The sequence below is a fragment of the Duganella sp. P38 genome, from assembly GCF_050859475.1.
In the GTDB taxonomy this organism is placed as follows: domain Bacteria; phylum Pseudomonadota; class Gammaproteobacteria; order Burkholderiales; family Burkholderiaceae_D; genus Rugamonas.
This window is the reverse complement of sequence record NZ_CP193936.1, coordinates 419,775-446,621: the sequence shown is the minus strand read 5'-3', so window position 1 is coordinate 446,621 and position 26,847 is coordinate 419,775. Positions and strand designations below refer to the sequence as shown.

The 26,847-nt window shown below is 66.0% G+C and carries 28 protein-coding genes and 4 pseudogenes; 16 read left to right on the top strand and 16 right to left on the bottom strand.

Features of this window, described 5'->3' with window-relative positions:
* Window positions 1-82: 82 nt before the first annotated feature.
* Together ACRQ5J_RS02075 and ACRQ5J_RS02070 are read right to left on the bottom strand one after the other, a co-directional pair.
* Window positions 83-1,792: a methyl-accepting chemotaxis protein gene (locus tag ACRQ5J_RS02075; RefSeq protein ID WP_432383569.1), complete on the bottom strand. Its 1,710-nt coding sequence runs from the start codon at window positions 1,790-1,792 to the stop codon at window positions 83-85.
* A gap of 74 nt (window positions 1,793-1,866) precedes the next feature.
* A complete protein-coding gene (locus ACRQ5J_RS02070; protein WP_432380927.1) occupies window positions 1,867-2,463 on the bottom strand; it encodes an alpha-ketoglutarate-dependent dioxygenase AlkB family protein in 597 nt (198 codons plus the stop codon).
* Window positions 2,464-2,506: 43 nt separating this feature from the next.
* On the opposite strand from ACRQ5J_RS02070, the gene ACRQ5J_RS02065 reads away from it, so the two are divergent.
* Window positions 2,507-3,088 (top strand): molybdopterin-dependent oxidoreductase, encoded by a 582-nt coding sequence (locus ACRQ5J_RS02065; RefSeq protein ID WP_432380926.1) that lies wholly within the window; start codon window positions 2,507-2,509, stop codon window positions 3,086-3,088.
* A gap of 20 nt (window positions 3,089-3,108) precedes the next feature.
* Here the strand turns inward: ACRQ5J_RS02065 and ACRQ5J_RS02060 are convergent, their stop codons facing one another.
* From ACRQ5J_RS02060 to ACRQ5J_RS02035, 6 genes and pseudogenes are all read right to left on the bottom strand, one after another.
* The gene (locus ACRQ5J_RS02060; protein ID WP_432380925.1) at window positions 3,109-3,471 is read right to left on the bottom strand and encodes a hypothetical protein; all 363 of its coding nucleotides are present in this window, start codon (window positions 3,469-3,471) and stop codon (window positions 3,109-3,111) included.
* A 244-nt stretch (window positions 3,472-3,715) separates the two neighbouring features.
* Entirely contained in the window at window positions 3,716-4,543 is an 828-nt protein-coding gene (locus tag ACRQ5J_RS02055) for a Rossmann-like and DUF2520 domain-containing protein (RefSeq protein ID WP_432380924.1), read from the bottom strand.
* Window positions 4,543-5,121, bottom strand: a complete 579-nt coding sequence (locus ACRQ5J_RS02050) for a DUF924 family protein (protein WP_432380923.1) — start codon at window positions 5,119-5,121, stop codon at window positions 4,543-4,545. The genes ACRQ5J_RS02055 and ACRQ5J_RS02050 overlap by 1 nt, the downstream gene beginning before the upstream one ends.
* Window position 5,122: 1 nt before the next feature.
* Window positions 5,123-5,869 (bottom strand): MgtC/SapB family protein, encoded by a 747-nt coding sequence (locus ACRQ5J_RS02045; protein WP_432380922.1) that lies wholly within the window; start codon window positions 5,867-5,869, stop codon window positions 5,123-5,125.
* Window positions 5,870-5,877: 8 nt separating this feature from the next.
* Window positions 5,878-6,054 carry a hypothetical protein gene (locus ACRQ5J_RS02040; RefSeq protein ID WP_432380921.1) on the bottom strand — a complete coding sequence of 59 codons (177 nt, stop codon included), beginning with the start codon at window positions 6,052-6,054 and terminating at the stop codon, window positions 5,878-5,880.
* Between the two features lie 70 nt (window positions 6,055-6,124).
* Window positions 6,125-7,938, bottom strand: a pseudogene (locus ACRQ5J_RS02035) (aminopeptidase P family protein).
* Window positions 7,939-8,143: 205 nt separating this feature from the next.
* On the opposite strand from ACRQ5J_RS02035, the pseudogene ACRQ5J_RS02030 reads away from it, so the two are divergent.
* From ACRQ5J_RS02030 to ACRQ5J_RS01975, 12 genes and pseudogenes are all read left to right on the top strand, one after another.
* A pseudogene (locus ACRQ5J_RS02030) lies at window positions 8,144-10,071 on the top strand (AMP-dependent synthetase/ligase).
* A gap of 14 nt (window positions 10,072-10,085) precedes the next feature.
* Window positions 10,086-10,904: an ABC transporter ATP-binding protein gene (locus ACRQ5J_RS02025; protein WP_432383568.1), complete on the top strand. Its 819-nt coding sequence runs from the start codon at window positions 10,086-10,088 to the stop codon at window positions 10,902-10,904.
* A complete protein-coding gene (locus ACRQ5J_RS02020; protein ID WP_432380920.1) occupies window positions 10,904-11,800 on the top strand; it encodes a branched-chain amino acid ABC transporter permease in 897 nt (298 codons plus the stop codon). The genes ACRQ5J_RS02025 and ACRQ5J_RS02020 overlap by 1 nt, the downstream gene beginning before the upstream one ends.
* A complete protein-coding gene (locus ACRQ5J_RS02015) occupies window positions 11,800-12,858 on the top strand; it encodes a branched-chain amino acid ABC transporter permease (protein WP_432380919.1) in 1,059 nt (352 codons plus the stop codon). The genes ACRQ5J_RS02020 and ACRQ5J_RS02015 overlap by 1 nt, the downstream gene beginning before the upstream one ends.
* Window positions 12,859-12,878: 20 nt before the next feature.
* Window positions 12,879-14,183, top strand: coding sequence for an ABC transporter substrate-binding protein (locus ACRQ5J_RS02010; protein WP_432380918.1), 1,305 nt, complete (start codon window positions 12,879-12,881; stop codon window positions 14,181-14,183).
* 66 nt (window positions 14,184-14,249) lie between these two features.
* Window positions 14,250-15,053 (top strand): ABC transporter ATP-binding protein, encoded by an 804-nt coding sequence (locus ACRQ5J_RS02005; protein WP_432383567.1) that lies wholly within the window; start codon window positions 14,250-14,252, stop codon window positions 15,051-15,053.
* Between the two features lie 8 nt (window positions 15,054-15,061).
* Window positions 15,062-15,418 carry an MmcQ/YjbR family DNA-binding protein gene (locus ACRQ5J_RS02000; protein WP_432380917.1) on the top strand — a complete coding sequence of 119 codons (357 nt, stop codon included), beginning with the start codon at window positions 15,062-15,064 and terminating at the stop codon, window positions 15,416-15,418.
* Window positions 15,415-16,668 carry a phenylacetate--CoA ligase family protein gene (locus ACRQ5J_RS01995; protein ID WP_432380916.1) on the top strand — a complete coding sequence of 418 codons (1,254 nt, stop codon included), beginning with the start codon at window positions 15,415-15,417 and terminating at the stop codon, window positions 16,666-16,668. The genes ACRQ5J_RS02000 and ACRQ5J_RS01995 overlap by 4 nt, the downstream gene beginning before the upstream one ends.
* 46 nt (window positions 16,669-16,714) lie before the next feature.
* On the top strand, window positions 16,715-17,284 hold the full coding sequence (locus tag ACRQ5J_RS01990; protein ID WP_432380915.1) for a hypoxanthine-guanine phosphoribosyltransferase: 570 nt from the start codon (window positions 16,715-16,717) through the stop codon (window positions 17,282-17,284).
* Window positions 17,285-17,339: 55 nt separating this feature from the next.
* The gene (locus tag ACRQ5J_RS01985; RefSeq protein ID WP_432380914.1) at window positions 17,340-17,510 is read left to right on the top strand and encodes a hypothetical protein; all 171 of its coding nucleotides are present in this window, start codon (window positions 17,340-17,342) and stop codon (window positions 17,508-17,510) included.
* Between the two features lie 92 nt (window positions 17,511-17,602).
* Entirely contained in the window at window positions 17,603-18,508 is a 906-nt protein-coding gene (locus tag ACRQ5J_RS01980; protein WP_432380913.1) for a helix-turn-helix domain-containing protein, read from the top strand.
* Between the two features lie 82 nt (window positions 18,509-18,590).
* Complete coding sequence (locus tag ACRQ5J_RS01975; RefSeq protein ID WP_432380912.1) at window positions 18,591-20,060, top strand: amidohydrolase family protein; 1,470 nt, start codon at window positions 18,591-18,593, stop codon at window positions 20,058-20,060.
* A 9-nt stretch (window positions 20,061-20,069) separates the two neighbouring features.
* Here ACRQ5J_RS01975 and ACRQ5J_RS01970 read toward each other — a convergent pair whose 3' ends face one another.
* The 4 genes from ACRQ5J_RS01970 to ACRQ5J_RS01955 form a co-directional block, all read right to left on the bottom strand.
* The gene (locus tag ACRQ5J_RS01970; RefSeq protein WP_432380911.1) at window positions 20,070-21,023 is read right to left on the bottom strand and encodes an NAD(P)H-dependent flavin oxidoreductase; all 954 of its coding nucleotides are present in this window, start codon (window positions 21,021-21,023) and stop codon (window positions 20,070-20,072) included.
* 95 nt (window positions 21,024-21,118) lie between these two features.
* Complete coding sequence (locus ACRQ5J_RS01965; protein WP_432383566.1) at window positions 21,119-21,322, bottom strand: alpha/beta fold hydrolase; 204 nt, start codon at window positions 21,320-21,322, stop codon at window positions 21,119-21,121.
* On the bottom strand, window positions 21,280-21,819 hold the full coding sequence (locus ACRQ5J_RS01960; RefSeq protein WP_432380910.1) for an alpha/beta fold hydrolase: 540 nt from the start codon (window positions 21,817-21,819) through the stop codon (window positions 21,280-21,282). The genes ACRQ5J_RS01965 and ACRQ5J_RS01960 overlap by 43 nt, the downstream gene beginning before the upstream one ends.
* Complete coding sequence (locus ACRQ5J_RS01955; protein WP_432380909.1) at window positions 21,816-22,451, bottom strand: FMN-dependent NADH-azoreductase; 636 nt, start codon at window positions 22,449-22,451, stop codon at window positions 21,816-21,818. Before ACRQ5J_RS01955 ends, ACRQ5J_RS01960 begins: the two co-directional genes overlap by 4 nt.
* A gap of 110 nt (window positions 22,452-22,561) precedes the next feature.
* Between ACRQ5J_RS01955 and ACRQ5J_RS01950 the strand changes: the two are divergent.
* Window positions 22,562-23,487: pseudogene (locus ACRQ5J_RS01950) on the top strand (LysR substrate-binding domain-containing protein).
* Here ACRQ5J_RS01950 and ACRQ5J_RS01945 read toward each other — a convergent pair.
* Window positions 23,473-24,380, bottom strand: a pseudogene (locus ACRQ5J_RS01945) (MBL fold metallo-hydrolase). The pseudogenes ACRQ5J_RS01950 and ACRQ5J_RS01945 overlap by 15 nt on opposite strands.
* Entirely contained in the window at window positions 24,377-24,559 is a 183-nt protein-coding gene (locus ACRQ5J_RS01940) for a DUF1289 domain-containing protein (protein ID WP_432380908.1), read from the bottom strand. The pseudogene ACRQ5J_RS01945 and the gene ACRQ5J_RS01940 overlap by 4 nt, the downstream one beginning before the upstream one ends.
* A 121-nt stretch (window positions 24,560-24,680) precedes the next feature.
* On the opposite strand from ACRQ5J_RS01940, the gene ACRQ5J_RS01935 reads away from it, so the two are divergent.
* Both ACRQ5J_RS01935 and ACRQ5J_RS01930 read left to right on the top strand, forming a co-directional pair.
* On the top strand, window positions 24,681-25,094 hold the full coding sequence (locus tag ACRQ5J_RS01935; protein ID WP_432380907.1) for a CopG family transcriptional regulator: 414 nt from the start codon (window positions 24,681-24,683) through the stop codon (window positions 25,092-25,094).
* 8 nt (window positions 25,095-25,102) lie between these two features.
* Window positions 25,103-26,251, top strand: a complete 1,149-nt coding sequence (locus ACRQ5J_RS01930; RefSeq protein ID WP_432380906.1) for an extracellular catalytic domain type 1 short-chain-length polyhydroxyalkanoate depolymerase — start codon at window positions 25,103-25,105, stop codon at window positions 26,249-26,251.
* On the opposite strand, the gene ACRQ5J_RS01925 is transcribed toward ACRQ5J_RS01930, so the two are convergent.
* Together ACRQ5J_RS01925 and ACRQ5J_RS01920 are read right to left on the bottom strand one after the other, a co-directional pair.
* Window positions 26,252-26,608, bottom strand: coding sequence for a hypothetical protein (locus ACRQ5J_RS01925; RefSeq protein WP_432380905.1), 357 nt, complete (start codon window positions 26,606-26,608; stop codon window positions 26,252-26,254). It abuts the gene before it with no gap.
* Between the two features lie 21 nt (window positions 26,609-26,629).
* Entirely contained in the window at window positions 26,630-26,806 is a 177-nt protein-coding gene (locus ACRQ5J_RS01920) for a cysteine-rich CWC family protein (protein WP_432380904.1), read from the bottom strand.
* Between the last annotated feature and the right edge of the window lie 41 nt (window positions 26,807-26,847).

Below are 26,847 nucleotides of genomic sequence, written 5' to 3'. Positions count from 1 at the left end.
GACCGAATTAGTAATAAGTGTGACGAGATGTAAGCCAAACGATCATTGGCGAATTTCAAGATGCGCCAAACTTAAGCCAAGCTTAAAATTCCTCCCAATCCGTTGTCGATTCCTTAACGGCAGTCTTGCGCGGCGCCGGCCGGGGCAGTTTCGGCACTGTCTTGGCCGCCGGTTTGGCGACCGCGCGCGCCATGGCCGGCTTGGGCGCCGGCGCGGCAGCGGCGGCGGCGACCGCGCCGGCGCCGTGCGCCACGCGGAACACGCTGACCAGTTCGGCCAGCTTGCGCGCCTGCTCCTGCATCGCCTCCGAGGCCGCCGCCGACTGTTCCACCAGCGCGGCGTTCTGCTGGGTCACCTGGTCCATCTGCACGATGGCCTGGTTGATCTGCTCGATGCCGGTGCTCTGTTCGCTGTTGGCGGCCTGGATGTCCGCCATGATGTCGGTCACGCGCTGGATGCTGGCGACGATCTCGCGCATCGTCAGCCCGGCCTCGTCGACCTGGCGGGCGCCGTCGCCGACCTTGCTGACCGACTCGTCGATTAGCTGCTTGATTTCCTTGGCCGCCGTGGCCGAGCGCTGCGCCAGCGTCCGCACCTCGGACGCCACCACGGCGAAGCCGCGGCCCTGCTCGCCGGCGCGCGCCGCCTCCACCGCCGCGTTCAAGGCCAGGATATTGGTCTGGAAAGCGATGCCGTCGATGACGCCGATGATGTCGGCGATCTTCGACGACGAGGCGTTGATCGCGCCCATGGTGCCGATCACCTCGTCCACCACGGCGCCGCCCTTCTGCGCCACCGTCGACGCGCTGCGCGCCAGCTCATTGGCCTGGCGGGCGTGGTCGGCGTTGGCGCGGACGGTGGAGGTCAGCTCCTCCATCGACGAGGCCGTCTCCTCCAGCGCGCCGGCCTGCTGCTCGGTGCGGGCCGACAAATCCTGCGTGCCGCTGGCGATCTGCGCCGAGGCGGTGGCGATCATGTCCGTGCCGGTGCGCACCTGGCCGACGATGCCGCCCAGGCTGTCGCGCATGGCCTTCATCGCCGACAGCACGCTGCGGCTGTCGTTGTGGCGCACGTCGATGTCGACGGTGAGGTCGCCGCCGGCGATCTTGCCGGCCACCTTGGCCACCTCGGTCGGCTCGCCGCCCAGCTGGCGCGTCAGCGCGCGCGTGATCAGCGCGCCCAGCGCCAGGCCGGCCGCCAGGCTGCCCAGCACCAGCACCACCATCAGCGTCAGGCTGAAGCGGTACAGCCGCGCCGTGTCCTGCGCCGTGCCGGCGGCGCGTTCCTCCTTCAGCGCGGTGAGGGCGTCGAGCCGCTTGTCGAGATCGTCCGCCTGCGTGCGCGCCGCCAGGTGGGCGCGGCTGGTCGCCTCGGAGCGCTGCACCAGCGGCTCCTTGTCGGCCGCGTCGAGCGCGGCGGCGATGGCGCGCCGGTACTCCTGCGCCGGCGCGACGTAATCGGCCAGCAGTTGCTGGCCGCGCTCGGTGACGAACAGCGGCCTGGCCTTGGCCAGGTAGTCGTCCATGGCATCCAGGTATTTGACGACCTCGCCTTTGATGCGGGCCCGCTCCTCGGCCGAGGTGGCGGCAAGGAAGGTGGTGCGCGAGCGGCCCGCGTAGATCAGGTTGATGTTGGCTTCCTTGATGTACGAGACGCCCAGCAGGTCCTGCTGGTACATCAGGTCCGCCGCCTTGTTGAGCTGCCCCATGCTGACGATGCCGATGCAGGCGACGATGGCCCCCACGACCGCCACGAAAATGAATCCACTGATGAGTTTGGTACCGACTTTCATGTTGCTAAACATAGGTCCTCCCATGGTGAGGAAGATACGATAGCAGCACATGGCGCCTTATGGCGTGGCGTAATTCACACAATCAGGCGGAAGGTGAGGTTGATGCGCGGTCCGCGCGGCGTGCGCTCCTTGTTGATGCCGTGCAGCCAGTGCTGCTGCAGGGCGCCGGCCATCAGCAGCAGGCAGCCGTCGCCCAGCGCCAGCTTGACCGTGCGCGGCAGCGTGCGGTGCTTGAGTGTGAAGGTGCGCGGCGCGCCGAAGCTGACCGAGGCGATGGCAGGCTCGCGGCCCAGCTCGCGCTCGTCGTCGGCGTGGAAGCCCATGCTGTCGCGCTCGTCCCGATAGTAGTTGAGCAGCACGCTGTTGAACTGGCGCCCGGTGGCGCGCTCGACCGCCTGCTTGATGTGCAGCTGCAAGGCGGTGAAGGGCGCGGGGTGAAACGTCTTGCCCGAGTAGCGATAGCTGGCTTCGCCATGCCACGCCGACAGCCTCGGCTGCCTGTGCAATTTGCCCCAGACCTGGATTTCCTCGTGGCGCCAGGCGGTTTCCTGTAGCAGGCGGCGCATCACTTCGTCCGGCGGCAGGTCGAGCGCCAGCCGCTGCTGGAACCACAGCTCGCCGTCCGCGATCGGGATCGGCGCCAGGGCGGTGTCGTCGGCAAATAAGTCCATGCGCGGTATGATACCGGCACTACGCATTCGAGGAGTTCCCCGCATGAACAAACGCGATTTCCTGGGCACGGCCGCCGTGGCCGGGCTGGCTGCCGCGCTGCCGGCGCGGGCCGCCGCCAGCGCGCCGGCGCCGGCGCTGCTGACCGTCACCGGCGCCATCGGCAAGCCCAACCGCGGCGAGTTCGATCCGGCGCGCGATGTGATGATGGCCAAGCACAATATCCGCTTCGGGCCGGCGCACGCCTTCGACTACGCCGCGCTGGCGGCGCTGCCGGCGGTGACCATCCGGCCGACGCTGGAATACGACGCGCAGCCGCACACGCTGCGCGGCCCGCTGCTGCTGGACGTGATGGCCGCGGCCGGCGCGCAGCTGCGCGCTGACACGCAGCTGATCTTGCGGGCGGTGGATGGTTATGCTGCCGCGGTCACGGTGGCGCAAGCGCGCGCGCAGCGCTGGATCGTGGCCACCACGCTGGATGGCGCGCCGATGGCGCTGGGCGGACTCGGCCCGTTATGGGCGTTGTGCGATGCGGACCAGGTGCCCGAGCTGGCCGCCCTGCCGCTGGCGGGCAGGTTTGGCGGCGCGCCGTGGGCGCTGTATCACATCGAGGTCAGGCTGGCTTAAGCACAGGCCTGAGCGCAGGCTTAAGCGTAGGCTTCGGCCAGGCTCATCACGCGGGGCGTGATGGTGATGCCGATGCCGCCGAACAGCGCGGTGATGGCAGCCATATTGGCTTCCTGCTCTTCGGCCTTCCAGCCTTCGAACAGGTCGGTGCCGGCTTTCTGGAAGTGCAGGTCGAGCACCTTGCCGCGGTCCTTGTGGGTGTAGCCGCCGCTATAGGTTTGCTTGAAGCCGAGCGCGGCCAGCTGCGCCAGCACCTCGGTCGGCGGATTGTCCGGATCGGTCGCCAGGAACACGCCGAAAGTCTTGCCTGGCGGCTTGGCGGCGATGTCCACGTCGTAAATGCCCGGCGCTTTCGTGACGGTCGTACTCTTCAGAAATAACATGTTCTTACCCCTACTCTATCCAAATTTGGCGCCGATTAGCTTGCAGATTGATTCTTTAAGAAAACATTCTAGGAAACAAGCTTATTGCTAAATACGGGGTTTGTCGACTAATCCCGCACTTATTTTATGATTCCGTGGCATTACAACTTCAGATTGTTGTCCCGGACAAGGTCCGGGCGCAGGCTACAAGTACTTAAAATATAGTTGTAAAGTAGTAATTTGCAAGGAGATAAGCGCTGAAGCGCTATTTCTGCTGTTTGCGCCGCGCCAGCGCTGTGGTCGGCGCGACAAGAGACTGATACAACGCTCCGGTGGCGTCATCCCAGCCGGCGACGGCCTGCTGCTGGCGCGCCACGGTGGCCAGGTCGCCGCGCGCAATCGGGCCGGTCAGGGCGGCCGCCGCGCCCAGGCGGAACACATTGGCCATCGATTCGCTCGCCAGCGGCTGCGCCAGCTGGCGCGCCACCGCTTCCGGAATGCCGGCCGCCTGATAGGCGCGCAGCGCAGCGTCCAGCACGGTCACCAGGTAGTTGCTGGCAAACACCGCCGCCGCGTGATACACGGTCTTGGCCTCGGCGCGGATCGGCACCGGCTGCGCGCCGATGGCCTGCAAGGCCGGCGTCAGCACGGCCAGCGCGCCAGCGTCGCCCTCGACGCCGCAGAAGGTGCCTGAAAACTGGGCGGCCACGCCGGCCGGATCGGCAAAGCTGCGGATCGGGTGCACGCTGGCCACCAGCGCGCCGGCGGCGCGCGCGGCCGCCAGCCGGTCCGAGGCCAGCGCGCCGCTGCAATGGAAGACGATGCTGCCGGCCAGCGGCACGGCGCGCGCCAGCGCCTCGCAGGCGGGCACGATCTGGTCGTCGCCGACAGCCAGCATGTGCACGGCGGCCGGCCGCAGCTGCGCGTAATCCGCGGCCACGGCGCCGGCGCCGATGAAATCGGCCGCAGCGTGCGCCGAGGCGGCCGAGCGCGTCAGCACCTGGCCCAGGTCGAACACGCCGGCCTGCGCCCACAGGCGGCCGAAGACGCGGCCGACGTGGCCGGCGCCGACCAGATTCAGCGTAGCGGCCATCAGAATTTCGATCCCGGCTGGGCAAGGAATGCCTGCTCGGCCGCCGTTGAGGCGCGCCGCAGGATGTCGTTGCGATGCGGGAAGCGGCCGAAGCGCTGGATCACGTCGCGATGGCGCCGCGCATAATCGAGCATGCCGGCCAACCCTTGATTGCCGGGCTCCCCGGCGGCCAGGGCGGTGAACAGCGCCACCGCCTGCTCCTGCAGCGCCAGGTCCTCCGCGTGCTCCAGCGGCAGGTAGACGAAGGCGCGCTGGAACGGCGCCAGCGACTTGTCCTCGCCGGCGTCGATCATGTCCAGCGCCGCCGCCAGCGCCTGGTGGTCGCCGGCAAACGCCAGCGGCGTGTCGCGGTAGACGTTGCGGCAGAACTGGTCGAGCACCAGGATGCGCGCCAGCGCCGACTGCGGGCCTTCGGCGTCCCACGCATGCAGGCCGCCTGCCAGCGCCTGCTCTATCTGCGCGCCGAAGCGCTGACCGATGGCGCGGTCGAAGTCCGCGCTTTTCTGGAACCACTCCTTGCGCGGCAATGGCGCGTCGCCGAACCAGAAATCGAGTACCGCCTGTGCTTGTGCATTCATATCAGTTGCGTGCGTGTGTCAGTTGGAAGCTGTGGATGCCGTCGAATTCGGCCAGTTCGGCCGACAGCACCGACATCGGCGCGCCGCTGCGCTTGCTGAAGGCCATGGCGACGAAGCGCCATTCCTGCATGCCGCCCTCGCTGCCGATCATCAGCGAGCCGCCGGCGATCTCATAGCCGCGCTGCGCCGCCATCGCCCGCAGCGCCGGTTCCTGCGGCTTGTAGCCGGCCTTGAAGCGCATGGTGATGGCGATCGCGTGGCGCGACGGCAGCCACGCCTCCACCTTGGTCAGGAAAATCATCGAGGTGGCGCACAGCAGCGCCAGCCCCATGGCGCCGAGATAGAAGCCGACGCCCACCATCACGCCGATCACCGACGAGGCCCAGATCGACGCCGCCGTGGTCAGGCCGCTGATGTTGAAGCCTTCGCGCATGATGACGCCGGCGCCGAGGAAGCCGATGCCGGTGACGATGCCCTGCACGATGCGGGTCGGGTCGGAGTTCACCAGGTAGGTCGACACATGGCCGCCGAACCAGTGGCCCGGATAGCCGCCGATCACGGTCAGCGCGGCCGAGGCCATGCACACCAGGCCATAGGTGCGCATGCCGGCGGCGCGGCCGTGGTAGGACCGCTCGTAGCCGACCAGCAGCCCGAGCAGCAGCGCCCCCAGTAAATTCAGCAAAATCACCGCGTTGGTGGCGAGTTCGGAGTGCGACCAGTAAGCCTGCAGGAATTCAATGGCGGGCATGGCGAGCCTTATTTTTTGGTGAGCTGCTTTTCGAAGGCGACATCGAGTTTGCTGACGCGCCGGGGCGCGGGCGGCGCGATGGCGTTGACGAAGGCGACGAATTCGTCCAGCTCCATCGGCGCGTTCAGCGGCGCGTTGCCGGCGCCCTCGGACAGCAGGAAGTGGCCGCTGCCGGTCACCGTCATCGAGTATTTGTCGTTGCCGGTGCGGCGCTTCAGGCGGTCGATGGCGCCGGTGGCCCGGTGGCGCGGCCGCTCATATGGCCTCCGTGCGGGCGTGCAGCCAGGCCAGCGCGTCGCCGGCCAGCAGCGGCGCCAGGCGCTTGCGCACCGTCGCGTGGTAGTCGTTGAGCCAGCGCTTCTCATCGTCGCGCAGCAGCGCGGTTTCGATGCAGCGGGTATCGATCGGGCACATGGTCAGGGTTTCAAAGTTGAGGAATTCGCCGAACTCGGTCTGGCCGGCGGCGCGGTTGAGCACCAGGTTTTCGATGCGGATGCCCCAGCGCCCGGTGCGGTACAGCCCCGGTTCGATGGAGGTGATCATGCCCGGCTCCATCGCCGTCTGCGGCTCCGGCATGGCCGACGGCGAAATCGATTGCGGGCCTTCGTGCACGTTGAGGAAGTAGCCGACGCCATGGCCGGTGCCGTGGCCGAAGTCCATGCCCTGCGCCCACAGCGGCGCGCGGGCGATGGCGTCCAGCATCGGCGACCTGGCGCCGCGCGGGAAGCGGGCGGCGGACAAGGCGATCACCCCCTTCAGCACCAGCGTGAAGTCGCGCCGGTGCTCCTCGGTGATGCGGCCGACCGCCACCACCCGCGTGATGTCGGTGGTGCCGCCCAGGTACTGGCCGCCGGAGTCGATCAGCAGCAGGCCGTTGCCTTCGATGGTGGCGTGGCGCGCCTCGGTGGCGCGGTAATGCATGATGGCGCCGTTGGCGCCGAAGCCGGCGATGGTGGCGAAACTCGGGCTGATGAAGCCGGGCGGCGCGCGCGGGCGGCGGTGAGCTGTGTGTCGATGTCGATTTCGGTCAGCGGCGTGCGCTCGGCGTTGGCCAGCGTTTGCTCCAGCCAGGTGAAGAATTCGCACAGCGCGGCGCCGTCCTGGTCCATCGTGGCGCGCACGTGGGCGGCGTCCTGCTCGCTCTTGCGCGACTTGGCCAGCGTGGTCGGGTTGATCGCTTCGATCACCTTGACCTTGGCCGGTATCCACTGCCGCGTGCCGTAGGTGATGCGGCGCGGGTCCAGCAGCAGGGTGGCGTCGGCCGGCAGCGCGCCGAGGGCGGCGGCCGCGCTTTCATACGGCGCCACGTCGATGCCCTCGTCGGCCAGCGCGGTGCGCAGTTCGGGCGCGACCTTGCCGTCGGCGACGTAGAGCGTGGCGCGGGTCGGCGTGATCAGCGCGTGCGCCAGGAAAATCGGGTTGAAGCTGACGTCGGCGCCGCGCAGGTTGAACAGGTAGGCGATATCGTCCAGCGTCGAGATCAGGTGGCGGTTGGCGCCGGCCTGCTGCATGGCCGAGCGCAGGTCGGCCAGCTTGCCGCTGCGGCTTTTCGACGCATACGGCGGCAGGTGTTCGTAGACCGGGGCGGCCGGCAGCGCCGGCCGCCCCGGCCATACCTGTTGCAGCAGGTCGAGGTCGGTTTTCAGCGTGACGTCTTTGGCGTCCAGCGCGGTTTGCAGCAGGCGGGCGATGGCCAGGCCCAGCACGGCGCCGTCGACGGCCAGCGTCTGGCCGGCTTTCAGGTGGCTGGCCAGCCAGTCCACATACTGCACGCTGGCGCCCGAGGTCAGCTTCATCAGCTGGATGCCGGTTTCGGCCAGTTGCTGCTCGGCCTGGGTCCAGTAGCGGGCGTCGGTCCACAGGCCGGCAAATTCCGGCGTGATGATGAAGGTGCCGACCGAGCCGGTGAATCCCGACACCCATTCGCGGCCCTGCCAGCGGGCGGGCAGGTATTCGGACAGGTGCGGGTCGGCCGACGGAATCATCAGCGCATCGATGTGGTGCTGACGCATCGCCGCCCGCAGCAAGGCCATGCGCTCGGCGACTTCGGATGGGGTTGGAGTATCCATGGGAAATATTCTAACTAGCTTGCGCCTATGATACCGCGATTGGCTGTTGCGCCGCCAACCGGCAGCGGCGGCGAAACGCCGGCCGGCAGCAACGGTTTTTGCAATGCAGCATAGAAAAGCAGGCCGATTGGCATCGAAAAGCCCACCTGCGGACGCAGGTCACGCTAATATCGTCTTATAAAAAACAAAACAGCAACAGGAGACACTGGTGCAGACAGAACACGAGACCTTTCCGCGCCGCCTGCTCGCGCACGGCCGGGTCAGGCCGGGGAAACCCGCGTTTCGCGAAAAGTATCTGGGCATCTGGCAAAGCTGGACCTGGGCCCAGGTCAACGGCGAAGTGCGCGCCCTCGCCTGCGGCCTGGCCGCGCTCGGCTTCCAGCGCGGCATGCACCTTGCCATCATCGGCGACAACCGGCCGCGCCTGTACTGGGCCATGCTGGCCGCGCAATGCCTCGGCGGCGTGCCGGTGCCGCTGTACCAGGACGCCCCCGCCGCCGACATGGCCTACGTGCTGGAAGACGCCGACATCCGCTACGCCATCGTCGAAGACCAGGAACAGGTCGACAAGCTGCTGGAGCTTCACGCGCTGTACCCGCACCTGCGCCACATCGCCTACGACGACCAGCGCGGCATGCGCCACTACCGCCAGCAGCAGCTGCTGTCCGTCGCCAGACTGCAGGAACTCGGCCGCGCCTGGGACCTGGCCCATCCCGGCTTTTACGACGCCAACGTCGCCGGGGCCGCGGCGGCGACACCGCCGTCATCCTCTACACCTCCGGCACCACCGGCAGGCCGAAAGGCGTATGCCAGTCGCACGCGGCGCTGCTGGCGGCCGGCGACGGCGGCGCCGGCTTCGAACATCTCAGCGACGCCGAAGACATCCTCTCCTACCTGCCGATGGCCTGGGTCGGCGACTGCCTGTTCTCGTTCGCGCAGGCGATGAGCGCCGGCTTCACCGTCAACTGCCCGGAGTCCGGCGAGACGGTGATGAACGACATGCGCGAAATCGGTCCCACCTATTACTTCGCGCCGCCGCGCGTGTTCGAGAACATGCTGACCACCGTGATGATACGGATGGAGGACGCCGGCACCCTCAAGCAGCGCCTGTTCCACTACTTCATGGACGTGGCGCGCCGCTGCGGTGCGCAAATCCTGGACCGCAAGCCGGTGCCGCTGCCCGACCGCCTGCGCTACGCGCTCGGCCAGGTGATGGTCTACGGGCCGCTGAAGAATGTGCTGGGCATGTCGCGCATCCGCGTCGCCTACACCGCCGGCGCCGCGATCGGGCCGGATTTGTTCCGCTTCTATCGCTCCATCGGCGTGAACCTCAAGCAGTTCTACGGCTCCACGGAAACCTGCGCCTACATCTGCCTGCAACCGGACGGCCACATCAAATTCGACAGCGTCGGCCTGCCGGCGCCCGGCGTCGAGGTCAGGCTGGCCGACAACGGCGAAGTGCTGGTCAAGTCGCCGACCCTGATGGACGGCTATTACAAGCGCGCCGACGCCACCAGCGAAGCGATCGACGCACAGGGCTATTTCCACACCGGCGATGCCGGCCTGTTCGACGCCGACGGCCATTTGAAAATCATCGACCGCGCGGCCGATGTCGGGCGCATGAACAGCGGCGCCATCTTCGCGCCCAACTACGTCGAGAACAAGCTGAAGTTCTTCCCCTACATCAAGGAGGCAGTGGTGTTCGGCCACCAGCGCGATCAGGTATGCGCGTTCATCAACATCGACATGGAAGCGGTGGGCAACTGGGCCGAACGGCGCGGCATCGCTTACTCCGGCTACACCGACCTGGCCGCGCATGCCGCCGTGTATGGGCTGGTGCGCGACTGCATCGAACAGGTCAACGCCGACCTGGCGGCCGAGCCGTCGATGCGCGACACGCAAATCCAGCGCTACCTGGTGCTGCACAAGGAACTCGACCCGGACGACGATGAGCTGACCCGCACCCGCAAGGTGCGGCGCAAATTCATCGCTGAAAAATATGCGGTGCTGATCGAGGCGCTTTACCAAGGCAAGGCCTCGCAATACATCGAGACGCAGGTGAAATTCGAGGATGGCCGCAGCGGCGTGGTGGCGGCCGACCTGAAGATCGCCGCCGCGCAGGCGGTGGCATGACGGAGGACACGCAGATGCGGATGAACGAGCCGCAAGACCATTTCGGCGCGGCGCCCCGCAGCACAGGGCCGGTGATCCTCGACCTGAAGAACATCTCGCTGTCGTTCGGCGGCGTGCGCGCGCTGACCGACATCTCGTTCGATGTGCGCCAGCACGAGATCCGCGCCATCATCGGCCCGAACGGCGCCGGCAAAAGCTCCATGCTCAATGTGATCAACGGCGTATATCGCCCGCAGCAGGGGCAGATTGTCTATCGCGGCGAGGTGCGCAAGAACATGGACTGCCACACCGCCGCCAAATCCGGCATCGCCCGCACGTTCCAGAATATCGCGCTGTTCAAGGGCATGACGGTGCTGGACAATATCATGACCGGCCGCAATCTCAAGATAAAGTCCAGCTTCCTGATGCAGGCGCTGTACTGGGGGCCGGCGCGGCGCGAAGAAATCGCCCACCGCATCAAGGCCGAGGAAATCATCGACTTCCTGGAGATACAGGCGATCCGCAAGACGCCGGTGGGCCGCCTGCCCTACGGCCTGCAAAAGCGCGTGGAGCTGGGCCGGGCGCTGGCCGCCGAGCCGGAAATCCTGCTGCTGGACGAACCGATGGCCGGCATGAATGTCGAGGAAAAGCAGGACATGTGCCGTTTCATCCTCGACGTCAACGACCAATTCGGCACCACCATCGTGCTGATCGAGCATGACATGGGCGTGGTGATGGACATCTCCGACCGCGTGGTGGTGCTGGACTACGGCAAAAAGATCGGCGACGGCACACCGGACCAGGTGCGCCGCAACCAGGATGTCGTCAACGCTTATCTCGGAGTATCCTGCTGATGAACTTCTTCTTCGAGGTACTGATAGGCGGCCTGCTGTCGGGCGTGATGTACGCGCTGGTGGCGATCGGCTTTGTGCTGATCTACAAGGCGTCCGGCGTGTTCAATTTCGCCCAGGGCGCGATGGTGTACTTCGCCGCGCTGACCTGCGTCGGCGTCATGGACAAGCTGGGCGTGTCGCTGTGGATCGCGCTGCCGATCACCGTGGCGGTGATGATCGTGCTCGGGCTGGCGATTGAGCGCGTGGTGCTGCGGCCGCTGGTCAACCAGCCGGAGATCACGCTGTTCATGGCCACCATCGGACTGGCGTTCTTCATCGAGGGACTGGCGCAGCTGGCCTTCGGCGCACAGGTGCGCAAGCTGGAGCTGCCGATAGAAGACGTGCCGTCGCAGTACCTGATGGACAACTACAACATTCTCGTCTCGCGGTTCGACATCATGGCCGCCGCCGTCTGCGGCCTGCTGGTGACCACGCTCGCGCTGCTGTTCTCGAAAACCAAAGTGGGCCGCGCGCTGCGCGCCGTCGCCGACGACCACCAGGCCGCGCTGGCGGTCGGCATACCGCTGCAGCGCATCTGGGCCGTGTTGTGGGCGGTGGCCGGCATCGTCGCGCTGGTGGCCGGGCTGCTGTGGGGCGCGCGCAATGGCGTGCAGTTCGCGCTGACGTTTGTGGCGCTGAAGGCGCTGCCGGTGCTGATACTCGGCGGCTTCACCTCGATGCCGGGCGCGATCGTCGGCGGCCTGATTATCGGCGCCTCGGAAAAACTGGCCGAGGTGTATATCGGCCCGCTGGTCGGCGGCGGCATCGAGGGCTGGTTCCCTTACGTGCTGGCGCTGTTGTTCCTGCTGGTGCGGCCCGAAGGGCTGTTCGGTGAAAAAATCATCCGGAGAATCTGATGCTCTACCGCGAGGCGGGACAATTCAAAACCAGCTATCAGGCCGATGGCCAGATCTTCCCCATCGTGCAGGACCGCTTCGCGCTGCTGGCGTTGCTGGCGTTCGCCGTCGTGCTGGTGCCGTTGCTGGCCTCGCCGTACGTGCTGTCGGCGATCCTGATACCGTTTTTGATTTTTTCGCTGGCGGCGCTGGGCCTGAACATCCTGACCGGCTACGCCGGCCAGCTGTCGCTCGGCACCGCCGCCTTCATGGCGGTGGGCGCTTTCGCCTCGTACAACTTCCTGCTGCGCATACCGGGCCTGCCGGTGCTGCTGGCCTTTGCGCTGGGCGGCCTCAGTGCGGCATTGGTCGGCATCGCATTCGGCCTGCCGTCGTTGCGGATACGCGGCTTCTACCTCGCCGCCGCCACGCTGGCCACGCAGTTCTTCGTGGTCTGGTGCCTGACCAAGATTCCCTACCTGACCAACTACAGCGCCTCCGGCGTCATCACCGCGCAAGCGATCGTCATCCTCGGCTACGCCTTCGACTCGCCGCAGCGCAAATACCTGCTGGTGTTGGGCGTGGTGGCGCTGATGGCGCTGATGGCCAAGAACATGGTCCGCTCAAACGTCGGCCGCTCGTGGATGGCGGTGCGCGACATGGATGTGGCGGCCGAGGTCATCGGCTTCCGCCTGATGCGCACCAAGCTGCTGGCGTTCGCGGTCAGCTCCTTCTACTGCGGCGTGGCCGGCGCGCTGTACGCCTACGCCTATCTCGGCACGGTGGAGCCGGAGGCCTACAACCTCGATCTGTCGTTCCGCATCCTGTTCATGATTATCATCGGCGGCGTTGGTTCGGTGCTGGGCTCCTTCCTCGGCGCGGCCTTCATTGTGCTGCTGCCGGTGCTGTTGAACGTGATCGCGCACAGCCTCGCGCTGCCGACCAGCGTGGCCTCCAACCTGGAGCTGATGGTGTTTGGCGCGCTGATTATATTTTTCCTGATCGTCGAGCCTCACGGCCTGGCGCGTCTATGGCAAATTGGTAAAGAGAAGTTGCGTCTGTGGCCGTTCCCCCATTAAAAAATCAGAGGAGACACACCATGAAACGTCTTGCATCGATCATCGCCGGCATCACACTGGCGACCAGCGGCAGCGCCTACGCGCAGCCTGCGGAACAATACATCGCCCTGCCCTCGTACCGCGTGGGCCCTTATGCGGCGGGCGGTTCAGGCTTTTACGGCGGCATTATCGACTACTTCAACCTGGTGAACCTGTCCGGCGGCGTCAATGGCGTCAAGATCGCGTGGGAAGAGTGCGAAACCGAGTACAACCCGTCGCGCGGCGTGGAATGCTACGAGCGCCTGAAAACGCGCAACGGCGGCGCCACGCTGGTCGAGCCGCTGTCCACCGGCGTCGCCTACGGCATCCTCGACCGCCTCGCGGTGGACAAGATTCCGATGACGATGATCGGCTATGGCCGCTCCGACGCCGCCAACGGCAAGGTCTTCCCCTATGTTTTCCCGCTGATTACCAGCTACTGGAACCAGGCCGCCGCCATGATCAAGTACCTCGGCGACAAGGAAGGCGGCATGGCCAAGCTGAAGGGCAAGAAGATCGTTCACCTGTACCACGACTCGGCGTTCGGCAAGGAGCCCTTGCCGGTGCTGGAAGCGCTGGCCAGGCAGCACGGCTTTGAGCTGATCAAGATTCCGGTGACGCCGCCCGGCAGCGAGCAGCAGTCGCAATGGCTGCAAATACGCCAGGCGCGCCCGGACCATGTGATTTTGTGGGGATGGGGTTCGATGAATGCGGTCGCCATCAAGACGGCGCAGCGCAACGGCTTCCCGCGCGAGAAGATTCTCGGCGTGTGGTGGGCCGGCTCGGAAGAGGATACCGTGCCGACCGGCGATGCCGCCAAGGGCTATAGCGCGATGACCTTCAACACGCCCGGCAACTACCCGGTGCTCGACGAGATACGCAAGAAACTGTACGACGCCGGCAAGGGTAATCTCGCCGATCCGGCGCGCATCGGCAGCGTGTACCACATGCGCGGCGTCAGCGCCGGCATCCTGTGGGTGGAGGCGATCCGCACCGCGCAGGAGAAGTTCGGCAAGGGCAAGCGCATCACCGGCGAGCAAATGCGCTGGGGCCTGGAGAACCTGAATGTCGACGAGGCGCGGCAAAAAGCCATCGGCGCGCTCGGCATGCTGCCGGTGGTGAAGACCAGTTGCGACGACCATGAGGGTTCCGGCGCGGTGAAGGTGCAGCAGTGGGATGGCAAGAAGTGGAACGCCATCACGCCGAACTGGATCGTCGGCGATAAGGCGCTGACGCGCAAGCTGCTGGAGGAAAGCTCGGCGGCTTATGCGGCCGAGAAGAAGATTACGCCGGCGTGCGTTCGCTAGCATTGTTCTTTGCCCGGCGTGTGCGGGCGTTCCATGGATTCCCGCCTGCGCGGGAATGACGAGATGATGACTCCTTATCTGTCTGTGAATAACGTCGAAGTTATCTACGACCACGTGATCCTGGTGCTGAAGGGCGTTTCGCTGCACGTCCCGCAAGGGAAGATCGTCGCCCTGCTGGGCGCCAACGGCGCCGGCAAGTCGACCACGCTGAAGACGATCTCCACGCTGCTGCGCGGCGAACGCGGCGACGTCACCAAGGGCGAAGTGCGGTTCAAGGGCGAACGCATCGACCAGCTGACGCCCAATGAACTGGTGCGGCGCGGCCTGTCGCAGGTGATGGAGGGGCGCCACTGCTTCGGCCACCTCACCATCGAAGAAAACCTGCTGACCGGCGCCTACACGCGCAGCGCCTCGCGTTCGGAACTGAAGGCGTCGCTGGACAAGGTTTATCATTACTTCCCGCGCCTGAAGGAGCGCCGCGGCAGCCAGGCCGGCTACACCTCCGGCGGCGAACAGCAGATGTGCGCCATCGGCCGCGCGCTGATGGCGCGGCCGTCGATGATACTGCTGGACGAGCCGTCGATGGGCATCGCGCCGCAGATCGTCGAAGAGATCTTCGGCATCGTCAAGGACTTGAACAGCCGCGAGAACGTCTCCTTCCTGCTGGCCGAGCAAAACACCAGCATCGCCTTGCGCTACGCGGACTTTGGCTACATCCTGGAAAACGGCCGGGTGGTGATGGAAGGATCGGCACAGGAACTGTCCTGCAACGAGGACGTCAAGGAGTTCTACCTCGGCGTCTCCGGTGCCGGCCGCAAGAGCTTCCGCGACATGAAATTCTACCGGCGCCGCAAGCGCTGGCTGGCATAAGGAACAGCATGGATATCAACAAGGCCAAGGCCTATTGCCGCGCACTGCCCGGCGCCACGGAAGACATCAAATGGGAAAACAACCTGGTGTTCTCGGTCGGCGAAAAAATGTTCGCCGTGATGGGTGCGGACGGCCACCAGCGCGGCATCAGCCTCAAGGTCGACGACGACCGTTTTCTGGAGCTGACCGACCGCCCCGGCATCATTCCCGCGCCTTACCTGGCGCGCGCAAAATGGGTCCGCATCGAAGACGCCAAGGCCGTCAGCGATGCGGAAGCGGCCGGACTGCTGCAACGCTCCTATGAACTGGTATTCGCCAAACTGACCAGGAAGCTGCAACGCCAACTGCAAGGATCATCAACATGACCGATACACTCGACAGCCTGGCAGCCCGGCCGCCGGAACAGCGCGAGCGCGAACTGATGGCGCGCCTGCCGCAGCTGGTGGCGCGCGCCAAGGCGGCGGCCGGATGGTCGCGCATCCTTGCCGACGTCAACGCGGCCGACATCAACAGCCGCGCCGCGCTGGCGACGCTGCCGCTGACGCGCAAGTCCGACCTGCAGCAGCTGCAGGCGCGGCACGCGCCGTTCGGCGGCTTGAACACCACGCCGGCGCGCCAGCTGGCGCGCGTGTACATGTCGCCCGGCCCGATCTTCGATCCAGAAGGCCGCAGCCAGGATTGGTGGCGCTTCGCGCGGCCGCTGCACGCGGCAGGCGTGCGCGCCGGCGGGCTGCTGCAAAACTGCTTCTCCTACCACTTCACGCCGGCCGCCTTCATGGTGGAAGGCGGCGCCGCGCGCCTCGGCTGCGCGGTGATCCCGGCCGGCATCGGCCAGACCGAAATGCAGGTGCAGGCCATCCAGGCGCTGCGGCCGGACACCTACGTCGGCACGCCGTCCTTTTTGAAGCTCATCATCGAGAAGGCGCAGGAAACCGGCATGGACATCGGCAGCATCGAGCGCGCGCTGGTCAGCGCCGAGGCGCTGCCGGAATCGCTGCGCGCCTGGTTCGGCGAGCATGGCGTGCCGTGCGTGCTGCAGGTGTACGCCTCCGCCGACATCGGCAGCATCGCCTACGAAACGCGCAGCGGCGGCGTGCGCGATCCCGGCATGGTGCTGGACGAGGAGGTGATACTGGAAATCGTCCGTCCCGGCAGCGGCGAGCCGGTGCCGCCCGGAGAAGTGGGCGAAGTGGTGCTCACCGTCTTCAACCCGGACTATCCGCTGATCCGCTTCGCCACCGGCGACCTGTCGGCCATTCTGGCCGATGCGCCGGCCGCGCCCGGCGGCCATACCAACACCCGCATCAAGGGCTGGCTGGGCCGCGCCGACCAGACCACCAAGATACGCGGCATGTTCGTCCACCCGTCGCAGGTGCAGGACATCGCGCGCCGCCATCCGCAGATCGTGAAGGCGCGGCTGGTGGTTTCCGGTCGCATCGCCGACGAAACCATGACGCTGCACTGCGAGGTTGCCGATCCGGCCGGCGCCAGCGATGCCGGCATCGTCGAATCGATCCGCATGCTGACCAAGCTGCGCGGCGAGGTGCGGTTTGTTGCCATCGGCAGCCTGCCGAACGACGGCGTGGTGATCGCGGATGTGCGCGATTATGCGTAATTGAGGGATAATACCGGCCTTCACTTTAGTTTCCGACAAAAATATCATGCAAGACTTTCACCACAACCGCGCCCGTGCCCTGATGGAGAACGCCGAAGAGCTGTACTCCAAGCAGGACGTCGACACCGCCGTCAGCGCCATGGCAGACACGCTCAACGCCCGCTTCAACCACCCGGACAGCGAGGAATTCCCGCTGGTGCTGGGCGTGATGGGCGGCGCGGTGGTCTTCACCGGCAACCTGCTGCCGCAACTGAGCTTCCCGCTGGAATTCGACTACATCCACGTCAGCCGCTACGGCGACGAGGACCGCGGCGGCGAAGTGGTGTGGAAAGTGGTGCCGCGCTCCAATGTCAGCGGCCGCACCGTGATCGTGCTCGACGATATTCTGGACGAAGGCGAAACGCTGGCCCACGTCAAGCAGCGCCTGCTGGACATGGGCGCGAAGGAAGTGATCCTGGCCGTGTTCTGCGACAAGGCCATCGGCAAGGCCAAGCCGGTGCAGGCGGACATCGTCGGCATCACCATCCCGAACCGCTTCGTGGTCGGCTTCGGCATGGACGCGTATGGCTACTGGCGCAACCTGCCGGGACTGTGGGCGATCAAGACCGAGAACTGATCCCGGCGCCGCCGCCGTGATTGCCACGGGCGGCGGATGATGGCAGGATGGCATGATGGTTAATACGATCATCTCCTGGCTGTTCCTTGCCGCCATCGCGCAGGCGGTGTTTCTCAGCATCGCCCTGTGCAACCCGCGCCAGCCGGAAATGCGCACGGCCAACCGTCTGCTGTCCGCGCTGCTGCTCATTTTTCAGCAATCATCGGCCATGCGTGGCTGGGGCTGAATCATCTGTACCGCGTCTATCCGCACAGCGCGCTGGCCATCGTCACGCTCGGGCTGGCGGTCGGGCCGCTGCTATACCTCTATTTGCACGCCATGCTGTCCGACCAGCCGCTCGGCCGGCGCGCGCTGCTGCATTTTGTCCCGTTTACGCTCGCCACGCTCGCGATGCTGCCTTTCTACTTGCGGTCGGCTGACGAAAAACTGGCCTGGATGCGCGCACTGAACGGCTGGCCATGGTATCTGGCGCTGTTTGCGGTGGTCAAAATGGCGATCCTGCTGGCTTACCTGCGCGCCGCCCACGGCCTGGTGCAACGCGTGCCGCCGGACTCGGCGCTGGTGAACGACCTGCGGCGTCTGATGCGCGTCTGGCTTTTCAGTGCCGGCCTCAGCGTGCTGGCGGTGGCCATGGCGGCGGTCGATGCCGAGCTGCCGCTGTCGGTGGAAGCGGTGGATGGCGGCGCGCTGATGCTGTTCGTCTTCGCCACCGCCTACACGGCGATGCGGCTGCCGCTGGGCTATCGTCCACAGCCGCTGCCACCGGCCCGGCCGCGCTATGCCGACAGACCACTTGCCGCCGCTGAACGCGATGCGTTTCTGGCACGCCTGAGCGCGTGCATGGAGCGCGAGCAGCCCTACCGCAACGGCGAGCTGAAACTGGACGAGCTGGCGGCGCAGCTGGCCATGACGCCGCACGAGCTATCGCAGCTGATCAATGCGCATTGCGGCACCAATTTCGCCGATTTCCTGAATCGCTACCGAGTGGAAGCACTGAAAGCGGCGCTGGAAGACCCAGCGCAAGCCAGCGCCAGCATCCTGGACCTATCGCTGATCGCGGGATTTAACAGTAAAAGCGCGATGAACCGTGCATTTAAAAAATACGCAGGCGTCACGCCGGGAGAATTCCGGGAGCACGCAAAAACCGTCGTTCCCGCGCAGGCGGGAACCCATAGAACGCCCGACTGGCAGATTCAGCATGGATTCCCGCCTGCGCGGGAATGACGGAGAGGTGCCAAATCATGATCCGCGACGCCAATAGCGTCCGCAAAACCGACACTGGAGGCCTCACAACACGGAGCCCACCATGAAGTTTGCACAAATTTTAATCAGCCTGCTGATCAGCGCCCCGGCCTGTGCCGGTCAGACCTGGATCACCAACGTCAAGCTGGTATCGCCGGAAAAGCTGGACCGCATCGAAAGCGGCAGCGTCCTGATCGAGAACGAACGCATCGTCCGCGTCGAACGCGGCGCCAGCGGCAAGACGCCGGCCGGCGCCACCCGCGTCGACGGCAAAGGCTACTACCTGACGCCCGGCCTGATCGACTCCCACGTCCACCTGTACGCCGTGCCCGGCATGAGCTTCGAGCAATCGGAGCACATGAAATCCATGGCCGACGCCTACTTCGCGCAAATGCCGCGATCTTACCTCTACTACGGCTACACCACCGTGATCGACCTGGCCGCCGGCAGCCGCGAGTTCATCGACCGCGTCAAGGCCATGCCGCTGCACCCGGACATTTACGACTGCGGCGCGCCGCTGGTGATCGCCAACGGCTACCCGTCCGCCTTCATCGCGCCGCAGAAGCGCTACCAGATGTTCACCAATTTCATCTATGACCCGGCGCAGAAGGACAACATCCCGCCCGAATACCAGCCGCAAGACTACACCCCGGCCAAAGGCGTGGCGAGGGTCAAGGCCGACCACGCGATCTGCCTGAAAACCCACTACGAGCGCGGCTTCGGCAGCCAGCGCAACCTGCCGGTGATGAGCCCGGAAATGTATGGCGAAGTGCGCCGGCTGGCCAGGCAGGCGGGCCTGGTCATGGTCACCCATGGCAACTCGCTGGAATCGCAGACCTTTGCCGTCAACGGCGGCGTGGAGGTGCTGGCGCACGGCATGTGGCATTGGGGAGCGCGCAACAATTCGAAGGAATTGCCGGAAGAAGTGCGCCAGTTGCTGGATAAAGTCGTCGAAAAGAACATCGGCTACCAGCCCACCATGCAGGTGCTGTATGGCTTGCGCGCCTATGTCGATCCGGACTACCTGAACTCGCCGGCGCTGCCCAAGCTGCTGCCGCCCGCCATGCTGGCGTGGCTGAAGACGCCCGAAGGCAATTGGTTCAAGCAGGAAGTGGCGGAAGAAGGCGAAACCGACGAGGCGGTCCGCCAGGGCATGGAAGCGCCGCTGCGCCGCCAGCGCCAGGTGGTTGCGTATTTAGCCAGCAAAAATGCGAACTTCCTGTTCGCGACCGACACGCCGTCCTCGCCGACTTATGGCAACATCCCCGGCCTGAACGGCTATCTCGAAATGCAAAACCTGCGCAACGCCGGCCTGTCGCTGGAACAGATTTTCAAGGCGGCCACCATCAACAATGCCCGCAGCTTCCATCTGGACCAGGACCTCGGCACCATCGAGGCCGGCAAAGTGGCCAACCTGGTGCTGATGAAGGAATCGCCGCTGGCCGACGTGCGCGCCTATGACACGGTGGACACCGTCTGGGTGCGCGGCAAGCCGGCGGCGCGCGCCAGCCTGGCCGCCAGCCGCGACCGCTGAATCGCTAAATCACAGCGCCAGGCGGGCGCGGGCGGCGTCGTACTCGCGCTTCAGGCGCTCGACCATCTCGGCGGTGGTCGGGATGTCGTTCATCAGGCCGACACCCTGGCCGGCGCCCCAGATGTCGCGCCAGGCCTTGGCGCTGCCGGAGCCGAAATTCATCGCGCTCTTGTCGGCGGTCGGCAGGGCGTCCGGGTCCAACCCGGCCGCAACGATGGACTTCTTCAGGTAATTACCGTGAACTCCGGTGAACAGGTTGGTGTAGACGATATCGGCCGCGGTCGATTCAACGATGGCCTCGCGGTAGCCGTCGCTGACGTTGGATTCCTCGGTCGCCAGCCAGCGCGAGCCGATGTAAGCGAAGTCGGCGCCCATGGCCTGCGCCGCCAGAATCGCGTCGCCGGTGGCGATCGAGCCGGACAGCGCGATCGGTCCCTTGAAGAACTTGCGCACCTCGCCCACCAGCGCGAACGGCGACAGGCCGCCGGCATGGCCGCCAGCGCCGGCTGCCACCAGAATCAGGCCGTCGACGCCGGCTTCCAGCGCCTTTTCCGCGTGACGGATGGAAATCACGTCATGCAGCACGATGCCGCCGTAGCTGTGGATCGCGTCCAGCATCTCTTTGGGCGGCGCGCGCAGCGAGGAAATGATGATCGGAATCTGGTGCTTCACGCACACTTCCACGTCATGCGCCAGGCGGTCGTTGGACTGGTGCACGATCTGGTTGACGGCGATCGGGCCGACCCGCTTGCCGGGATTGGCGGCCTGGAACTCGGCCAGCTCTTTTTGCAGATCGGTCAGCCACACATCGAGCAATTCGGCCGGGCGCGCGTTCAGCGCCGGGAAGGAGCCGACGATGCCGGCCTTGCACTGGGCCGCCACCAGCTTGGGTCCGCTGGCGATAAACATCGGGGAAGCGATGACGGGAAGGGTGAGATTTTGCAGGACTGCAGGCAAGGTCATGGCATGCTCGCTGACGTGAGTTGATCGGGTCGACCGATTATAGATCGAAAATAGTACGACCGTGCCAGAAATAGACCTTGCCCTCTACATTTCGTCTATCGCAAGCCTTGCGCCGCACGCAGGATGACGTCGGCCACGCGCCGCGGCTGCGACACCAGCGACATGTGGCTGGTCTTCAGCACAACCGTCCCGGCCCCGATCTGCGCGGCCAGCTTGCGCTGGACGGCAAACGGCAGCGCCTGATCGTCCTCCGTCATTACATACCAGCTGGGCTTGTCGCGCCACGCCGCATGCGAGATTTTTCCACGAAGGCGCTGGCGGCGATCGGCTGTTGCGTTGCCGCCAGCACCGCCACCGTGGCGGCCGGCACATCCGCCGCCATGAGCTTGCGGTACGCCACCGGGTCATCCAGCCAGATACGGCCGTTGGCGTCCGGCGCCAGGCCCTGCATCGGCGCGTCGAGGCGGGCGAGCAGGTCCGCCACCGACTCTTCGCTGTCGGGCGCCAGCGCCGACAGGTACACCAGCCCGCGCACCTGCGGCAGGTTGCCGGCCTCGGTCACCACCGCCCCGCCCCACGAATGCCCGACCAGCAGCACCTTGCCCGGCTGGCGCTCGACCACCGCGCGGGTGGCGGCGACATCGTCGGCCAGCGAGGTCAGCGGATTCTGCACGGCGGCGACGCGACATCCGCGCGCCTGCAGCGCTTCGATCACCGGCGACCAGCTGGAACCATCGGCAAAGGCGCCGTGCACCAGCACGATGCTGACCGCCGCGCACATCGCCGCGACCGTCATGCCGCCACCGGCGCCGTCAGCGCCGTTACCGCGTCCGGCACGCCGTCCAGCGCGGCGCGGATCGACTGGCTGCGCAGTTCCGGTCCCTTGGACAGCAACTCGGCGCGCAGGATGTGGAACTGCCGGATGCCGAGGAAGCCGAAATACGCGCGCGTGTAAGTCTCATGGAAATCCATGGCCGCCGCCGGTCCCGACGCGTAGCCGCCGCCGCGCGTCGACGCCATGATGTCTTTTTTATCGCCAGCAATCCCGACCGGGCCGGCCGACGTGTACTGAAACGTCCGCCCCGGCTGCGCGACGCGGTCGAACCAGGCTTTCAGCTGGCTCGGCACCGAGAAGTTCAACATCGGCACGCCCAGCACCACGATATCGGCGGCCAGCAATTCCGTGACCAGCGTTTCCGACAACGCGTGCTCGGCCTTGTCCGCCGCGCTGAACTGCGCGATGGCGCTGGGGCGGAAGCCGGCCGCGATCGCCTCGTCCAGATGCGCGGGCGCTTGCGCCGCCAGATCGCGGTAGACGTAGGCGGCGCCCGGATAACGCAGGCGCAGCTCGGCGGCGATCGCCGCGCTCAGGCTGCGGGAGACGGAGGCGTCGCCAAAAATGCTGGTATCGATGTGGAGGATGTGCATGTTGTTTTTCCTGGATAGAAAGTAGCTCCAGCATATGCCGGGCACATTGTGCGCACCAGCCGCTAAAATAGATCAGTTTGTTCTACTGATGAGACAATGACCGGACTATCATGGAAGACTTCAACGACCTGGCCTTTTTCGCCGCCGTGGTAACGCACGGCAGCTTTTCCGGCGCCGCCCGCGCGCTGGGCATTCCAAAGTCGCGCGTCAGCCGCCGCATTGCCGAGTTGGAGCAGCGACTCGGCGTGCGACTGCTGCAACGCTCGACGCGGACGATGCGCGTCACCGATGTCGGCGCGGCATTTTTTACCCATTGCGAAACGATGACCGAGGCTGCCCGCGCCGCGCTGGAGGTGGCCGAACAGGCCGGCGAGCGGCCGGCCGGACGGGTACGCATCAGCTCGCCGGCCGGGGTGGCCCATCTGTTCCTGGCGCCGTTGCTGCCGCGCTTCCTGCGCGCGCACCCGGGGTGCGGCTGGAACTGGAGCTGACCAACCGCCGCGTGGACGTCATCGGCGAGGGCTTCGACGTCGCCATGCGCATCCGCACCACGCTCGACGATTCCGACCTGGTGGTGCGCACCTTCGGCGTCAGCGACCAGGTGCTGGTGGCCAGCCCGGCCTTCATCGCCGCGCGCGGCCCGTTTGCCGACATCGGCGCGCTGCGCGGCATGCCCGGCCTCGGCAAGGGCGGCCAGGACGGCGAGGCGCCGCGCTGGCGCCTGACCGGTCCCGGCGCGGAGGTGGTGGAAATCGATTACACGCCGGCGCTGGTGGTCGACGATGTCGAGCTGCTGACCATCGCCGCGGCAGGCGGCGCCGGTATCGCGCTGGTGCCGTTCAATGCCTGCGCCAGCGCCATCGCGGCCGGCGAGTTGAGTACGCTGTTCCCCGGTTATCGCGCCGCCTCGCACCAGTTGCACGCGGTGTACGCGTCGCGCCGGGGGCTGCTGCCGGCGGTGCGCGCCTTCATCGAATTCCTCGCGGCCGAGCTGCCGGAAACCATGCAGCGCCAGCGTGCCTCATTCGTTGAGTAAGTACTCACCCTCGACGCGGGCGGCAGCCGCCCGCAGCAGCTGGCTGACGGCCCAGCGCGCCAATTCATCGGGCGCCTGCCGCAGATAACGGTGGTTGGCGGCGGCGAACACCGGCATCGAGGTCAGCAGCACGGGAATCTCGGCCAGCGCGATGCGCTGCCGTTCCAGCAGCAGGAACTTGAGCAGCACCTTCAGCGCGTTCTGCGCGTTGCGCAGCGGATCGGCGGCCAGGTAGTCCAGCCGCGAGCGGGCGCGCGCCAGCGCGGCGGCCACGTCGGTGAACGGCGCGCCGTGGCCGGGGATGACTACCGCCACGTCCAGCCCGGCGATCAGGTCCAATGTGGCGCGTTCCTCGGCGAAACCGGACTGGCCGTCCAGTTCGGGGAAAATCACGCCGAAGCCGTTTTGCCACAGCGCGTCGGCGGAAATCAGCACCTTCTCCTGCGGGCAATAAAAAATCAGCGCGTGCGGATCGTGGCCGGGGCGCCCAGCGCCTGCCACTCCATGTCGGCCAGCCGCAGCACGTCGCCCGGCGCGATGGTGGCGTCGAAGGTGAAGCGGTCGCAACGCTGGCCGGTGGCCTTGAAGCTAAGCGCGTCCACGTCCCAGTGCCGCACCTTGTCGGCCTCTGCCGCAGGGATCGAGGTCTGGCAGCCGAAGTGCGCTTGCAGCGTGGCGTTGCCGCCGCAGTGGTCCGAATGCAGGTGCGTGTTGATGATCTGGTCCAGGTGGCGGCCATGCAACACATTGCGCACCAGCGCCAGCGTCTGCGGCGCGTGGCTGACGTAGCCGGTGTCGATGATGGCCGTGTCGTGCCGGCCCAGCAGCAAGATGTTGTTGGACGACAGCCAGCCGCGTTCCAGCACCTGTATCGCATCCGGCAACACGCTCATCGCTCCTCGTCGTCGAAGTGGATGGTGGCGCGCCGGCGCGGCAGCTCGGCCCAGACGGCGCGCTTGTAGTCGTCGTCGGCCTTGCCCCAGGCGACGATCTCCTCGATGGTGCGCAGGCAGCCCATGCAGTAGCGCCGCTCCAGGTCCATCTTGCACAGGCTGACACAAGGAGACGGCACCGGCGACACGCTTATGTTGTTTACTTCACTCATGACTGCATTATGCCGCGAAGCCGCTTGACCGGGGGCCGCATCGGCGTAGACTCACCATCCATATAGATGGCAAATGGATGGAGACACCGTGGCCAGGCAAGAAATCAAGCTGAAGACTGCCGATTCAGAAAAAATCACCATCAACCTCGGCCCGGTCGACCTGGGCCAGATTGACCTGCTGGTACAGGAAGGGTTTTATTCCAACCGTACCGATCTGATACGCACGGCAATCCGCAACCAGCTGAACCAGCACGCCGAGGTGGTCAGGCAGACCGTGGCGCGCAAGAGCCTGGTATTGGGCATGCAGCATTATTCGCGCGCCGACCTGGAAGCGATCCAGGCGGCCGGCGAGCGGCTGCAAATCCAGGTACTGGGCCTGGCCAGCATCGCCAGCGACGTCTCGGTCGAACTGGCGCTGGCCACCATCGAATCAATCTTTGTACTCGGCTCGCTGCACGCCAGCGCCGTCCTCAAGACCGCGCTGGCGCAACGCATCCATTAAGGAGTGCCATGAAACTCAATTTTCTCCACCACATGCGCACGGCTGCGCAACAGATGCTGAACAAGGCCGTCCCGCAACCACGCCCGCCGATGCGCGATATTAACCCGCCACCTGCAGGCGCGGCGCCCGCTGCCGGGCAGCAGCAGGAAACGGAGACGGCCGCGCGGCAGCACATCAATCCGGCCACCCATCCGGCCGACTATGCGCAGGACATGTTGAACCGCATGGGCATCAAGCTGGACCTGCACGCCAACCTGGAGCGGGCGATCGATATCGGCTCGGTGCTGCATCCGGCGCCGGCGCATCCGCTGCCGCCGGGCGCGCAGTTCGTGAGCGGCAGCTATAGCAACCATGCGGGAACGCGCAATTACAAGCTGTACATTCCGGCCAGCTACCACGGCCAGGCGGCGCCGCTGCTGGTGATGCTGCACGGCTGCACGCAGAATCCGGACGACTTCGCCGCCGGCACGCAGATGAACCAGCTGGCGGAGGAGATGGGCTGGCTGGTGGTGTATCCGGAACAGACCGCGCAGGCCAACCATTCGAAGTGCTGGAACTGGTTCAACGCCATCGACCAGCAGCGCGGCCAGGGCGAGCCATCGATCATTGCCGGCATTGCGCGGCAGGTGATCGAAGCGTATCCGGTGATCGAGCGCCAGGTGTACGTGGCGGGCTTGTCGGCCGGGGGCGCGATGGCGGTGATTGTCGGCACGCTGTACCCGGAACTGTTCGCGGCGGTGGGAGTGCACTCGGGCCTGCCTTTCGCGTCGGCCCAGGATTTGCCGTCGGCACTGTCGGCCATGAAGCGCGGCGTCAACACGGCGGCCAAGGCAGGCAATGGCGCGCAGCCGATCATCGTGTTCCATGGCGATAGCGACACGACGGTCAATCCGCGCAATGGCGAACAGGTGATGGCGCAACGGCTGCACCACCACCACGGCGCGCGGCCGCGGGTGCGGTCGGGCGCGGTGCCGAACGGCTATCGCTACACGCAGACCACGCACACCACCGCCGATGGCTTACCGGTCGGCGAGCACTGGGTGGTGCATGGCGCCGGCCACGCCTGGTCCGGCGGCAGCGCGCTCGGCACCTACACCGACGCCAGGGGTCCCGACGCCAGCCGCGAAATGCTGCGCTTCTTCCGCACCATCAGCTGATCAGAAAGCGCCGGCGGCGCGCAGGATCAGGCCGACCATCGTGCCCAGGTTGGCGATCGTCAGGCCGGCCATCCAGTACACCAGCCGGTCGATACGCCGGTCCAGGCGCTCGATAGCACGGTCCTGCCGGTCGATCAGGTAGCGCTGGACGTCATCGATCTTGTCACGCAGGGATTCGAATCCGGCCAGCATGGCCTGATGATGCAACTCCTGCGTGCGCTGCAAATTCTCCTGCGCGCGCTGCAGGGAGGTCAGCGCACTGGTGACGTTGTCCATTTGAGTCTCCAGCCGCACGATGCGGACGATGTGGCCATCGTCCGCCGCGCCGTTTTGCTTGTCAAGCGAGGTCGGGTTCATGCTGAGCGCTCCCATGCGGGGTTATGCGCTATTGTCGGATCGCGTACTGGCGGCTGTTTGAGGATGATCAATGATGTGCTGCCGGAGGCATGCCGGACACCAGCAGCTGGCGCCGGGCGCGGCCGGCACGGGCAGCGACGGCGGCAAAAACGTGCACCAGCACGGCTGGGCCGGCGCCGCCGGATCGGCATCCTTCATTGCGCAGGAGAACTGCGTGCCGCAGCGGGAACAAGTACTCA